Annotated in this window: 11 protein-coding genes; 9 read left to right on the top strand and 2 right to left on the bottom strand. The window is 45.5% G+C overall.

All coding sequences use genetic code 11. The annotated features are described in order from the left end of the window. The 6 genes from ACIFQN_RS33475 to ACIFQN_RS33500 all read left to right on the top strand — a co-directional run bounded on the left by ACIFQN_RS33475 (position 1) and on the right by ACIFQN_RS33500 (position 6,311). Positions 1-1,401, top strand: a complete 1,401-nt coding sequence (locus ACIFQN_RS33475; RefSeq protein ID WP_429837380.1) for a HAMP domain-containing sensor histidine kinase — start codon at positions 1-3, stop codon at positions 1,399-1,401. 137 nt (positions 1,402-1,538) lie between these two features. Continuing rightward, positions 1,539-2,651, top strand: a complete 1,113-nt coding sequence (locus ACIFQN_RS33480) for a Fe(3+) ABC transporter substrate-binding protein (protein ID WP_429837381.1) — start codon at positions 1,539-1,541, stop codon at positions 2,649-2,651. 2 nt (positions 2,652-2,653) lie between these two features. Further along, positions 2,654-4,309: an ABC transporter permease gene (locus ACIFQN_RS33485; protein ID WP_429837382.1), complete on the top strand. Its 1,656-nt coding sequence runs from the start codon at positions 2,654-2,656 to the stop codon at positions 4,307-4,309. Next, entirely contained in the window at positions 4,306-4,947 is a 642-nt protein-coding gene (locus tag ACIFQN_RS33490; protein WP_429837383.1) for an ABC transporter ATP-binding protein, read from the top strand. The genes ACIFQN_RS33485 and ACIFQN_RS33490 overlap by 4 nt, the downstream gene beginning before the upstream one ends. A 143-nt stretch (positions 4,948-5,090) precedes the next feature. Next, entirely contained in the window at positions 5,091-5,813 is a 723-nt protein-coding gene (locus tag ACIFQN_RS33495) for a DsbA family oxidoreductase (RefSeq protein ID WP_429837384.1), read from the top strand. 18 nt (positions 5,814-5,831) lie between these two features. After that, entirely contained in the window at positions 5,832-6,311 is a 480-nt protein-coding gene (locus ACIFQN_RS33500; RefSeq protein WP_429837385.1) for an RrF2 family transcriptional regulator, read from the top strand. Positions 6,312-6,338: 27 nt separating this feature from the next. Here the strand turns inward: ACIFQN_RS33500 and ACIFQN_RS33505 are convergent, their stop codons facing one another. After that, positions 6,339-7,274: a Gfo/Idh/MocA family protein gene (locus tag ACIFQN_RS33505; RefSeq protein WP_429837386.1), complete on the bottom strand. Its 936-nt coding sequence runs from the start codon at positions 7,272-7,274 to the stop codon at positions 6,339-6,341. A 108-nt stretch (positions 7,275-7,382) separates the two neighbouring features. On the opposite strand from ACIFQN_RS33505, the gene ACIFQN_RS33510 reads away from it, so the two are divergent. Then, complete coding sequence (locus ACIFQN_RS33510) at positions 7,383-8,339, top strand: helix-turn-helix transcriptional regulator (protein WP_429837387.1); 957 nt, start codon at positions 7,383-7,385, stop codon at positions 8,337-8,339. Between the two features lie 61 nt (positions 8,340-8,400). Here ACIFQN_RS33510 and ACIFQN_RS33515 read toward each other — a convergent pair whose 3' ends face one another. Continuing rightward, the gene (locus tag ACIFQN_RS33515; RefSeq protein ID WP_429837388.1) at positions 8,401-8,826 is read right to left on the bottom strand and encodes a VOC family protein; all 426 of its coding nucleotides are present in this window, start codon (positions 8,824-8,826) and stop codon (positions 8,401-8,403) included. Between the two features lie 175 nt (positions 8,827-9,001). Between ACIFQN_RS33515 and ACIFQN_RS33520 the strand changes: the two genes are divergently transcribed. Next, positions 9,002-9,256, top strand: coding sequence for an alpha/beta fold hydrolase (locus tag ACIFQN_RS33520; RefSeq protein WP_429837452.1), 255 nt, complete (start codon positions 9,002-9,004; stop codon positions 9,254-9,256). 339 nt (positions 9,257-9,595) lie between these two features. Then, positions 9,596-12,706, top strand: coding sequence for an ATP-binding protein (locus ACIFQN_RS33525; protein ID WP_429837453.1), 3,111 nt, complete (start codon positions 9,596-9,598; stop codon positions 12,704-12,706). The last annotated feature ends 45 nt before the right edge of the window (positions 12,707-12,751 follow it).

Consider the following 12,751-nt stretch of genomic DNA (forward strand, 5'->3'; position numbering starts at 1 on the left):
ATGGACTTCTCTTTTTCGAGGATCCCCATCAAGTGGAAGCTGACGATCTGGTCTTCTGTTCTCCTGTTTCTCGTGTTTGTTGGCTATAATGCGGTTCAATACATTTTCATGGAAAAGTGGATGATCAAGAAAGAAGAACTGATTCTCCAGCAAACGATGCGAGAGATCATCAACTACTCGTTGGAAAAAGAGCTTTCTTTTAAAGAAACGGAATTGGCGGATATTCGTGGTTTTTTAGAGAGAATCAATGAGAAAAACCAGCTCATTCGTATTTTGGACAAAGAAGGGCACCCGATTGTTGTCGTATCCGATGACATTCAGAACAAACGGCTGCAATCGATCCCTGTATCCCGTTTTGATCATGCAAAAACGGATTATGTAGATGGCAACCTCGTATTGGGGAGTGGGCCAGTTACGATTTTTCAGTTTACGGGAACAGTAGAGATTTTAAAAAACATGCAGGAGTTTGAACAGCTGAGCGGGGCTTTGTTCCAGGTCATGGCTATCGGCTGTCTAGGGGCTGTGGTCATCAGCGGGGTGGGAGGCAGACTGCTGGCACGTCAACTGCTCAAGCCTCTTCAATCCATGAATGAGACGATACGAAATATTAAGCAAAAAGGTCTCCATGAGCGCGTGCAGTTCCATGACAATCAGGATGAGATCGCATCCTTGATGAACATGTTCAATAAAATGATGGATCAGGTCGAGCGGTCTTTCCTGCAACAAAGGCAATTCGTCGAAGATGCCTCCCATGAGCTGCGGACACCCCTTGCCATCATCGAGGGACATTTAGCCTTGCTTCGGAGGTGGGGAAAAAACGACCCAGCTGTATTGGAGGAATCGCTGCAGGCGTCGATTCAAGAGCTGACCAGGCTCAAAGGTCTTGTGCAGGAAATGTTGGCATTGACGCGTGCGGAGCAGGAGCAGGGGGAGCTAAATGCCGTGCTGCCCGATCCGGATCGAGCCATTCGCCAAATGATCCGAAATGTCGGGCTGCTTCATCCAGCCATTCAGTTCACAGCGGATCTGGATGCTTTATCCGGGCTGCACCTTGCTGTGGGAGAAGAGCATTTGGAGCAAATTTTGCTCATTTTGCTGGACAATGCGGTCAAATATTCCGGGGAGAGCAAACGGGTAGAGATCAGAGTGGCCGTGTGGCAAGAAACAGCCTGTATCGAAATCGTCGACCACGGAATTGGAATCCCAGAGCAGGATTTGCCATTTGTGATGGATCGATTATATCGGGTCGATAAATCGAGAAGCAGAGGACAGAGCGGGCATGGGCTAGGATTGTCCATAGCCAAACGTTTAATAGAAAGATACAACGGAAATCTAACCATTAAGAGCGCATGGCAGCAAGGAACGACCGTCAGTTTTTCTTTGCCGGTCAGCTTAAAATAATTAGTTGCAAGAAATCAATCATATTTTTTGGTTTTCACATCATTTTCTCATTTTTGTCAGCTACAATAAGCATTGTCGTTGTAAATGATATTCATTATCATTATCAGAAGAGCCGAGAATAGAGGGGGAGAATCGAAATGAAGAAAAAATTCATGTTAGGACTTATGCTGTTCACGATGATGACCTTGCCGTTTGTGGCTGGTTGCGGATCAAATCAGGCAGGAAATAGCAATTCAAACGCTCCACAACCGCAAGCTGAAGCACCAAAGACGGAGGAGCCTGCCAAAAAAGACGGCGAGCAAGTCGTAAACGTATTTACCGCAAGACATTACGATGTAGACAGCAAGGTGTTCGCTGAATTCACCAAACAGACTGGCATCAAAGTAAATGAAGTGAAAGGTACGGCTGAAGAATTGGTTGAGCGCTTGAAGCGTGAAGGCGAAAGCTCCGAGGCAGACCTGTTTATTACAGTAGACGGCGGAGTATTGAGCTATGCTAAACAAAACGGGGTACTGCAACCGATTCAATCTGCAGAAGTAGACAAAAACGTACCGAAAGAGTTGCGCGATAAAGACAATGAATGGATCGGAATGGCGACGCGTGCAAGGGTCATCGTGTATGCGAAAGATCGGGTAAAACCAGAAGAATTGTCCACGTACGAAGATTTGGCTAGCGACAAATGGAAAGGAAAAGTATTGGTGCGCTCCTCTTCCAATTTGTACAACCAGTCACTGGTCGCTTCCTTTATCGAGCTGAATGGCGAGCAAGCAGCAGAAGCATGGGCAAAGGGTCTGGTGAACAACTTTGCGCGCAAGCCTGAAGGCGGAGACCGGGATCAGGCTAAAGCAATCGCAGCCAAGGTCGGCGATGTTGCCATCATGAACACTTACTATGTAGGACAAATGCTCCATTCCAAAGATGCAGAAGAAGTGAAGGTAGCAGAGAACATCGGGGTCTTCTTCCCGAACCAAAACACAACGGGTACGCATGTAAATATTAGTGGCGTAGGTTTGGCGAAGCATGCCAAGCACAAAGACAATGCCGTCAAGCTGATCGAATTCATCACAGGTAAAGAAGGACAAACCATGCTGACACAAGGCAGCTTTGAATTCCCAGTAAATGCAGAGGCTGACAAGCCAGCGCTCTTGAAGGAATGGGGAGAATTCAAAACACAACAACTGGATTTTGCCAAGCTGGGAGAGCATAACAAAAAAGCGGTTGAGCTGCTGGGTAAAGCAGGTTGGAAATAAACATGGTTGGATTGGCGTTGCTGCGAAATTTGAAGCGAAATATAAATGGTTGGGTAACGCTGAGCGTAATAGGGGCCTTTTTGGCCCTTCTTCCGTCTCTTTATATTTTGTTCGGACTTTTCCAAAAAGAAAATGAAAACTGGCAGCATATAAAGGAGTACATGCTGGTCGATTACGCCCTGCAATCGCTATGGCTTGTATTGGGGACAGGCGCCTGTACGATCATCGTCGGCGTTGCACTTGCTTGGTTGGTAGCGGCGTATGATTTCCCGCTGCGACGTTTTTTTAACTGGGCGTTTGTTCTACCGCTGGCGATTCCGCCTTATATTGCAGCCTATACGTACGGCTCCATGCTGAGCTATACAGGAAGCGTACAGACCTTTTTCCGCAATACACTCGGTTGGACCCCGGATCAGCGATACTTTGACATCATGTCGATGAAGGGTGCCATTTTTATTTTTACGCTGTTTCTGTTTCCGTACGTGTACTTGATTACGAAAGCATTTTTGGTGGGTCAAAGTGCAGCTTTCATCGAAAATGCAAGACTGCTTGGGAAAAATTCGTTCCATATCTTTTTCAGAATTGTACTGCCGCTTTCACAAGGAGCGATCGTGGGTGGCGCCAGTCTCGTCGCTTTTGAAGTACTGAACGATTTTGGGGTCACGAAGCATTTTGGGATTCAGTCCTTTACGACTGCCATTTTCAAAACGTGGTTCGGCATGTTTGACGTAGACTCGGCGATCCGGCTGGCTGCATGGCTGATGAGCTTTATCATTGGGCTGTTTGTTGTCGAAAGACTACTGCGCAGGCGCAAAAGATACAGCTCTCCGACGAATAAGATGAATCCGCTCAAAAGGCGTAAACTAAAGGGTGTTCCAAAGTTTTTGGCCATATTCTTGGGCATGGTCGTTGTCTCTTTTTCCTTTTTCGTCCCTGTTGTTCAATTGATCGTCTGGGCGACGTGGACGTATGAAGACGTATTGAACGACATCTTTATTCACTTGCTCGCAAATACGCTGTCCGTTTCCTTTGTCTCCATCTTCATTTTGATGCTGCTTGCGGTGATTGTGGCAAACGTTATCCGCTCTTCTCGCAGGTCTACTTTTGCTCTCGTATTGACTCGTCTCATTTCGATGGGATATTCGATTCCGGGAGCGGTCTTGTCCATAGGGGTGCTGGCGGTGGTCATCTCTCTGGACCAAAAGCTGTCTGGTGTTTACGCATGGCTGGGCTGGGGAGAAGGCAAGCTGGTGCTCAGCATGTCTTTGTTTATGCTGATCTTCGCCTACATTATCCGGTTCCTTGCCGTTGGCTATAACGCTGTCGAAGCGGGGTTTGAAAAGACGGGCAACCGATACATGGAAGCATCCCGGCTCCTTGGAATGGGGATGACCCGGACCTTTTTCAAAGTGGATTTGCCGTTGATCAAAGGGGCGGTAGTAACTGGCTTTATTTTGGTTTTCATGGAAATCATCAAAGAGCTACCGCTAACACTGCTTTTGCGCCCCTTCAACTTCGAGACATTGGCGACGAAAGCATACCAATATGCCAGCGATGAACAAATTCACCAAGCTTCTATTCCCTCCCTCTGTATTATCGCGGTTGGGATCGTCTCTGTTTTTTTCTATCACTGGTTAGGAGAGAAACAAGCAAAATGACTTTTTTTCAAATGGAAGAGATATCATTTGGATATGGGAAAGGGAATGATCGGGTCATACGGGATTTTTCGCTGCGGATGGAGCAGGGGGAGATCGTTGGGATATTGGGTCAAAGTGGCTGTGGCAAAAGCACGCTGCTAAGGTTGATAGCCGGTTTGGAGGAGCCTACTGCAGGGCGAATCGTCATCAATGGCAAAGTCTTGGTTGATCAGCGGCAATTTGTAGAGCCGGAACAGCGCGGGGTGGGCATGATTTTTCAAGATTATGCCCTGTTTCCACATTTGACTGTAGAGCAAAATATTTTGTTTGGACTGCATCGGCTCACAAAAACTGAGCGCAAAGAGCGACTAGGTGAGATGCTGGAGTTGGTGCAGCTAGAAGAGTACGGCAGGCGTTTTCCGCATGAATTGAGCGGTGGGCAACAGCAGCGCGTCGCCTTTGCACGAGCATTGGCTCCGCGCCCGTCGATTCTTTTGATGGATGAGCCATTCAGCAATCTGGATGCGGACTTGAAGAAAAAAATACGCGAAGAACTAAAGCAAATGCTGCGAGCGGCAAATATCACCTCGATTTTGGTCACCCATGACAAAGAAGATGCCCAGACAATCTGTGATCGGATCGTACGGATGGCACGCTAAGTGCAAAGAATAAAGCACCAAAGTGTACACTCCCTCTCCAAAGTGCAAGTCAGGAGGGGGAGTTGTTGTATAATGTGCTTGTAACGATTGCAGTTTATGGACATCCTACTGCTAATGGATGCCATCAAATAGGAGGAGAAAAGATGAAAATAGAAATCTGGTCTGATTTTGCCTGTCCGTTCTGTTATATCGGCAAGCGACGTCTTGAGGCAGCACTGAGTCAATTTCCGCATAAAGATAAGGTAGAGACGATGTTCCGCAGCTTCGAGCTGGACCCGCACGCCAAACGTGATACGCATTTAAGCCTTTATGAAATTTTGGCTGCCAAGTATGGAATGCCAGTGGAAAAAGCCAAGGGCATGACGGAACAGGTGGCCCAGCAAGCAAAAGAAGTGGGGCTGGACTATCATTTTGACACGGTGGTTTCGACCAATACGCTCGATGCCCATCGGCTGGCTCACTACGCCAATGCGAACGGAAAAATGACGGAAATGGTCGAGCGTCTGCTGAAAGCATTTTTTACGGACTCTCTCCACTTGGGTGATCACCAAGTACTGGCACAGCTCGCAGCCGAGATCGGATTGGATCGGGAGAAAACTCTCGCGATGCTGGCAGGAGACGAATACACAGAGCAGGTGCAAGCGGACAAACAAAAAGGTGCTAATTTGGGGATCAATGGCGTTCCGTTCTTTGTGTTTAATGATAAATACGCCCTATCCGGAGCACAGCCTGGGGAAGTCTTTGTAAATGTATTAAACAAGGTGTGGGAGGAAGAAAACGCTGCACCTACCTTGCAGTTCGTCCAAACGGATGAAAAGGAAGAGTCATCTGGCGATAATTGCGCAGATGGCTCATGCAAACTATAAAAAGCAGGTTGTGGTGTCATGAAGCTGCATCGAATTGACCAAATTGCCAAGCCTCGGTTTCGGATTGCCATTCACGTGCTCGTCTGGCTCGCGCAAAGTGGAGGTGTCCTCTCCAGCACGGCCATCGCCAGTCAAGTAAACTCGCATGCCACTTTTTTGCGCAGAGTTCTTGCGCAGCTGACCCGCTCTGGAATCGTAGAAGCCAAAGAAGGGCGAGACGGCGGTTACTACATGCAGAGCTGCCCGGAAGAATTGACGCTTGCCGACATTTACGCAGCGATTCCGGATGAGCGAGAGCATGATCCAAAGGATGACCTGGATTGCGGGGAAGTGGGCAGGCAGTTGGATCGCGAGCTGGAAGTGTTGATGAGCCAGGCGGAGGAGCAGATCATTTCGTTTTTGCGTCAGCATACATTGGCTGATGTGATGGCCCACATTGATTTTCAACAAATGGAACAGAGAGAAACAGAAGGCATAAAGAAACCGATTCCCGAGTGAGGGGAGTCGGTTTTTTGTTTGAGGGGTTCACTTTACTAGCTGTTTCTTCAGTTTAATCGCTATCTCCAATGATTGAAGGGCATGATCTAGGGAAATCAAGGGTTCGGTATGATTTTGAAAACAGTGGATTGCATGTTCGAGACTCTTTTCATAAGGATTAAGAGGCTCTAGAGCAAGCTTTTGCTTTCCCGAAGCAGTGTGCTCATACAAGGCAGTATGAGTGTTTCCATTTGCGTCCCTTTCATGAAAAACAAGCTTTGCATCGTCGAAGTAGGCTTCATAACTGACTGTAAATGGATACGAGGCAGGCATTTGGGAAGAAGCAACAATTTCTGTGTGCGCCTCGGGACACTTGAAGCATGCTCGTACGAGAGCCTGTCTTTTGTCTTGAGATTCCGTACCCCAAACGGTCATATCGTCCGTGGAACCCATGACCGCTGTAACAAAATCCAACTCATGGATCATGAGATTGGTAGTGATGGAGGCTAGCCCTAGATCGCCCCACAGGGGAGCGGTTTCTCTTTTGAGAGTGAGGGACAAAAGCTTCCCGTACGTCTGTTCTTCAATAGCAGAACGTAGATAGCAATAAGCAGGCTCGAATTTGATAAACTGGTTGACCAGTATTCTTTTTCCAGACTGCTTCTCCGCTTGTTTCATGGCGCGTGCATCTTCGAGGTCCAGGCAAACCGGCGTCTCGCAAATTACGTGCTTGCCCTTGTTTAGTGCTTCCACCGCGAATTGTCTATGGAGAGGCGAGGGTAAACAAATATCGATCACATCAATGTCTGGATCATCCATAATCTCGTTGATTCGATTCGTGACTTCTACCCCGAGCTCTTCTCTCAGTGTTTCCAGCTTCGATTCGTTCCGGCCAAATACGACGACTCTATCAACTTGCACCATATTTTTCAACAACCGTACGTGATACGATCCAAATCCTGTCCCCAAAATAGCAATATTCATATATAGCCCTCCTTTTTGCTCCATCGTAACGCTATATTGTTGACAACTGGGTGTCACCAATAGAAAGATAGGGAAGAGACGTTTACACGTTTTTTGGGAGGTTCGCTCATGAGACTGCATCGGTTGATCGCTATTTTGTTATTAATCGAATCAAGGGGACGGATGAAAGCAAAAGACCTCGCGTATGCTTTGGAGACCTCTGTCCGCTCTATTTATCGAGATATTGATGTACTGGCTGAAGCCGGGATTCCGATCGTGACGATATCAGGTCCAAGCGGCGGTATCCAACTGATGGAGGGATATACGGTCAATCTGAAGCAACTGAACGGTGACGAGGTCATTCACTTGTATCTGACGGGGATGGGGGTTTATGCAGGCGGGCAAACCGAGACCGGCCTGAAATTAAAAAATGCTTTGTTAAAGCTGGAAAAAACATTGCCCCCGTCTTATCAAACAGATATTCAGAAAGCGAAGGCCCGATTTTATTTTGACGATGCGCCGTGGTGGACCCAGCGTGCTGCGATTCCAAGTCTGGAAGCTTTGCGTGCAGCTGTTTGGCGCTCACAGAAGCTGCGGATTGCCTACACAAAAGTGAGTGGGGCCTGCTCCGTTCGAATCGTCTATCCATATGGGCTGGTGGTGAAAACGGCGGATTGGTATCTCGAAGCTTATTGCGCCTTTGCAGGGGAAATCCGAACATTTAAGTGTGAAAGAATAACAACAGCTGAACCGATAGGGGAACCGTTCGAGATTCCACCGGATTTTTCACTCGAGGAACATTGGAATCGGCAGGCAGCGGATTTCAAGCAGGGCTGCCGGGTGAGGGAATACTATCCAGTTAAAATCAAGCTGCGTATGACGAATAAGACCGTAAAAGAAAGGCTGGAGGTTATTGGTTCTAGGCAAGCCGGGGAGTATTTCTTATTAACGGTAAACCTGTACAGTTACGAAAGGGCGTGCAGGGACATTGTAGACTTGCTGGGACATATCGAGGTCATAGAGCCAGAGATGCTTCGGGTCTTTGCCAAAGAAAAAGTAACGGGTCTTGTCAACATGTATGCATAAAAAAACGACTCTGTCGCAATCAATGCGAGCAGAGCCGTTCTAGTTGGATCTGTATGGTTCGTTACTGTCTGCCCTCGGTGAAGATTTGGAATGTGATACCGAACTTGTCCTTTACATTCCCGTAAGCAGGGCTAAAATGAGTTTCTTGCAGCGGCATATTGACTTGACCGCCATCTTGCAAGGCATCAAAAATTCGTTTCGATTTCTCTACATCGTCGGATACGATACAGATGGTAACTTGGTCACCATTTTGGTGGGATTGACCTGGGAACGTATCAGAAAACATCAAGTCAGAATCGCCGACTTTTAACGATGCATGTGCCACGCGGTCTTTTGCTTCGGCCGGGAGCGGGAAATCAGGGTTTGCAGGCATATCTGCGAAAGTTTGAGAAAAGATAACTTTGGCTTCTAATGCTTTTTCGTAAAATGCAATGGCTTCCTTCGTGTTTCCGTCCAGCACTACATAAGGGGTCAAACGCAATGACATGATAAAATCAGCTCCTCGGTCGCTCCAATTTGGGTGTATGTATCATTTTCATATACCAGTATTACCCATGACTCAATTGTAATACAAAGAACATATGTTTGCAATTGCTGTTTTTACCGGTCGCATCTTCCACCTTACGAAATGAGGCCTCGACGAACCCGCTCCTACTCTTTTCATTTGGGGCAGACAAGATGGACTGGTTCCCGTATTGTACGCACAAGAATTTCAACAACGAATCCCGGAGGCCAGACTGAGAATCATTGATGACGCCTCCCATCTCGTGTCTGTCGAGAAAACTGGCGAGGTGCTTGAATCAGGGTATTTTAATGGAAAAATTCGATTTGAATACCCTTTATTCATTGAACAATTGTTTTATTTTTTCTTTTTTACAAGAAAATTTCCTCTTCGTTTCATTCTTTTGTACAATTGAGGCGAGGAGTAGGTGCTGGACCGATCGAGCAGCAGCTGCGGCAGTGGATTTCGAAGAAGGATTGACTGGTAGGAGGAAGATCAGATGAAGAAAAATAGGAGGAGGGGGCAGTAGGATGTATGGATGGTAGATCGAGTAATTCAACTGACCGACAGCAATATTTTGGGTGAACCAGCACGATAGCCGAAACCGCTACGGTAATGTCGGGAATACCGAATTACGTATTGTTATTGATCATTGTGTCTAAGGGATTAAAATCATGAAATAATCACATGCGCAATAATAAAAAATTTACGAAGAGAGTAGGACTTCTTGGCAAAGGATTCGCCAAATTACCCAATGAAAAAGAGCCTTGTTATTTTATTACTAGCGTTACTATTAGTCATTTTATCCAGCTCGCGCATTTTATGGATGGAATTGTTTCCTGATCAAAAACAGGTGTCAATTCAGAATGGGCAACTCGATTTACGGGATTGGAATGCAGAAGATGGCGACGTTCTTTTACTTGATGGGGAATGGGAGTTTTACCCCTCGCAATGGTTGATGGATGGCAGACGGCAACAAGTATTAGGCGAGAATAAACCAAGGCTTATTCAGGTTCCGGGAGGATGGAATGAAGCTTTGCATGCTGAAAAGTCAACTCCATATGGATTTGCTTCCTATCGCTTGCGTCTTTATGTAAATCCGGAAAAGGACCTTAATTATAGTATTCGTGTATCCAGTGTGCGCACTTCATCAGAATTATATGTAAATGGCCGATTGCTTGCTAAATCCGGGCGGGTAGCGAAAACGAAGGATGAATATATTGCGAAGAACCTGCCTTATTCTACAACCTTCACGGCAGACGAAAATGGCGTAATCGAACTTGTGATTCAGGCGGCAAATTATGCGGATAGTCGAAGTAGCGGCATTATTCGCTCGCTCAAATTTGGTTCAGAAGAAGCCATTGCAAAGGAAATGAAAATCTCCGTTTCTATGCAGCTTCTGGCGGTCATTATATTTCTTATGCATGCTGTCTATGCGCTTATCTTGTTTTTACTAGGAAATCGGGAAAAGAAGCTGCTTTATTTTTCATTGCTGACGCTATCTGTAGCACTTACAAGTGTATTAAGTAATGATGAGAAGCTGTTTCATCTATTATTTTACATCGGCTTTGATTGGGATTTTCGGCTGTCAAATGCCGCTTTCATGATTGGAGCCTATGCTTTGCTGGAGTGTACGGATCATCGTGAGCTACCTTATTGGAGCAGGATATACCCTTTTTATAAGGTAATGAATTTAGGGACTGCAGGCATTACGTTGTTTCTAGCTCCTTATCAGGTCATTATGCTTTTCCCGGTTTATTTTCTATTGGTTAGTATCGCGGCTGTAGTCACGATCATTGCCATCTTTAAAAAAGTCATTAAGGATATCAAGAGCCATCTGCTACTGCTCTTTTCCATTCTTGCGCTGGTTAACCATTTAATTTGGACGTTAATCTGGCGGGAAAGCGGCTTGAGTGTTGTCCACTATCCGTTTGATCTGATTATTTCGATGGGCTGTTATGTCTCTGTATGGTTTCATGATTATTTTAGCATGCATGCCAACACGAAGAAGCTTGCCGCCACATTGCAAAGAATGAATGACCATAAGGATCAATTTTTGGCAAACACTTCACATGAATTTAAAAATCCGCTTCACGGCATTCTTAACATGTCTCAATCTGTTTTAAAAAGAGAACGACATTTGTTACAGGAAAGGAGTATCAAAGAGCTTGAAACGGTTTTATCTGTCGGACGTCGGCTGACATTGATTTTAAATGATTTGATTGATGTGATGAGCTTACGGGAAGGCAATCCGCGTCTACAGAAAAAAGTCATTTTGATCCAGCCGATTGTGACCGGAGTACTTGATATGCTGCAATTTTACGCTGAAGTGAAGCCTGTGAAAATTGTAAATCAAATTCCTGAAGATCTTCCTCCCGTGATGGCGGATGAGAATAGGGTGATTCAGATCGTTTTCAATATCCTTCATAATGCTGTGAAATATACAAATGAAGGGGAAATTTCGATTCAAGCTTTTGCAAAGGACGGAATGGCTTTTATTGTGATTACAGATACCGGAGTTGGAATGGATGAGGACATGCTTTTGCGCCTATTTCGTCCGTATGAGCAAGCTAGCTCGAGTGAGACATTGATTGAAGGTGGATTTGGGCTGGGTTTAAGTATAGGCAAGCAGCTGGTTGAGCTTCATGGAGGTACGTTAGAAGTATCCTCTGTTCTAGGAAAAGGCTCAGAATTTACCTTTTCTTTACAGCTAGCGGATTTGAAAGCGGAGGAAGAAAATGATGTTTCTAACACATTCGAACAGGTAGCCTTGAAAGCTATGCCTATTCAGATTGATTTGGATGAAGAGGTAAACCTACCAGCTACAAAACAAACAACTTTAATAGAAATGAATCGTGATCGCCCGCTTATATTAATTGTTGATGATGATCCTGTCAACCTTCATGTGCTCGAAGCAATACTGCCACCAGACGAATATGATGTAACGATGGTAACGAGAGGTAAAGAAGCGTTGGCTATACTGGATACGAAGGAATGGGATCTCGTCATCTCTGATATTATGATGCCACAGATGTCTGGCTATGAACTGACACGAATGATTCGTAAACGGTTTACACTCACAGAGCTCCCTATTTTGCTCCTTACCGCAAGAAGCCAACCGAAAGATATTCAAAGTGGCTTTTTAGCGGGAGCAAACGATTATGTGACAAAGCCAGTGGAAGCAATAGAAATAAGATCGCGGATTGATGCGCTAACTACGGTCAAACAAAGTGTTCGGGAACAATTACGATTAGAAGCTGCATGGCTACAAGCGCAAATCCAGCCGCACTTTTTATTCAATGCATTACATGCTGTAATAGCTTTAAGTGACATGGATTTGGATAAGATGCGTCATTTACTTAATGAATTCAGCAACTATTTGAGGAATAAATTTAAATTTCAAAATATGGATGAATTTGTTCTGATCGAAGATGAGCTAAGTCTAGTGCGTTCTTATCTATATATTGAAAAGGTTCGTTTTGGAGAAAAGCTACAGGTTGTTTGGAAGATAGATGACTGCGCGGAATTAAAAATCCCCTTTCTTACAATCCAGCCATTAGTTGAAAATGCGATAAGACATGGCATTATGAAGCGAACTAGTGGGGGCAAGATTACTATTCGGATTTCTGTCAATGAAACGCATACAGAGATCTCAGTTGAAGACGACGGGATCGGAATGGACGAAGTTCAATTGCAACGAATATTGGAAAGAAAAGCAGATAGTAGGTCAGGAGTAGGATTAATTAATACGGATCAACGATTAAAACGGCACTTCGGAACAGGGCTTCAGATAAAAAGCACGCCAGGTACAGGGACAAAGGTAACTTTTATGTTCGCAACAGGATTCCCTTTTGACAGCTGTTAGTGTCCATTGCCAATCAAAGCCCTGGCGATTAAGCAAGGGCTTTGA

It is taken from the genome of Brevibacillus sp. NRS-1366 (genome assembly GCF_050467985.1).

Coding starts and splice junctions, on each gene's coding strand:
- ACIFQN_RS33475 (WP_429837380.1), top strand. CDS start 1: ATGGACTTCTCTTTTTCGAGGATCCCCATCAAGTGGAAGCTGACGATC.
- ACIFQN_RS33480 (WP_429837381.1), top strand. CDS start 1,539: ATGAAGAAAAAATTCATGTTAGGACTTATGCTGTTCACGATGATGACC.
- ACIFQN_RS33485 (WP_429837382.1), top strand. CDS start 2,654: ATGGTTGGATTGGCGTTGCTGCGAAATTTGAAGCGAAATATAAATGGT.
- ACIFQN_RS33490 (WP_429837383.1), top strand. CDS start 4,306: ATGACTTTTTTTCAAATGGAAGAGATATCATTTGGATATGGGAAAGGG.
- ACIFQN_RS33495 (WP_429837384.1), top strand. CDS start 5,091: ATGAAAATAGAAATCTGGTCTGATTTTGCCTGTCCGTTCTGTTATATC.
- ACIFQN_RS33500 (WP_429837385.1), top strand. CDS start 5,832: ATGAAGCTGCATCGAATTGACCAAATTGCCAAGCCTCGGTTTCGGATT.
- ACIFQN_RS33505 (WP_429837386.1), bottom strand. CDS start 7,274: ATGAATATTGCTATTTTGGGGACAGGATTTGGATCGTATCACGTACGG.
- ACIFQN_RS33510 (WP_429837387.1), top strand. CDS start 7,383: ATGAGACTGCATCGGTTGATCGCTATTTTGTTATTAATCGAATCAAGG.
- ACIFQN_RS33515 (WP_429837388.1), bottom strand. CDS start 8,826: ATGTCATTGCGTTTGACCCCTTATGTAGTGCTGGACGGAAACACGAAG.
- ACIFQN_RS33525 (WP_429837453.1), top strand. CDS start 9,596: ATGAAAAAGAGCCTTGTTATTTTATTACTAGCGTTACTATTAGTCATT.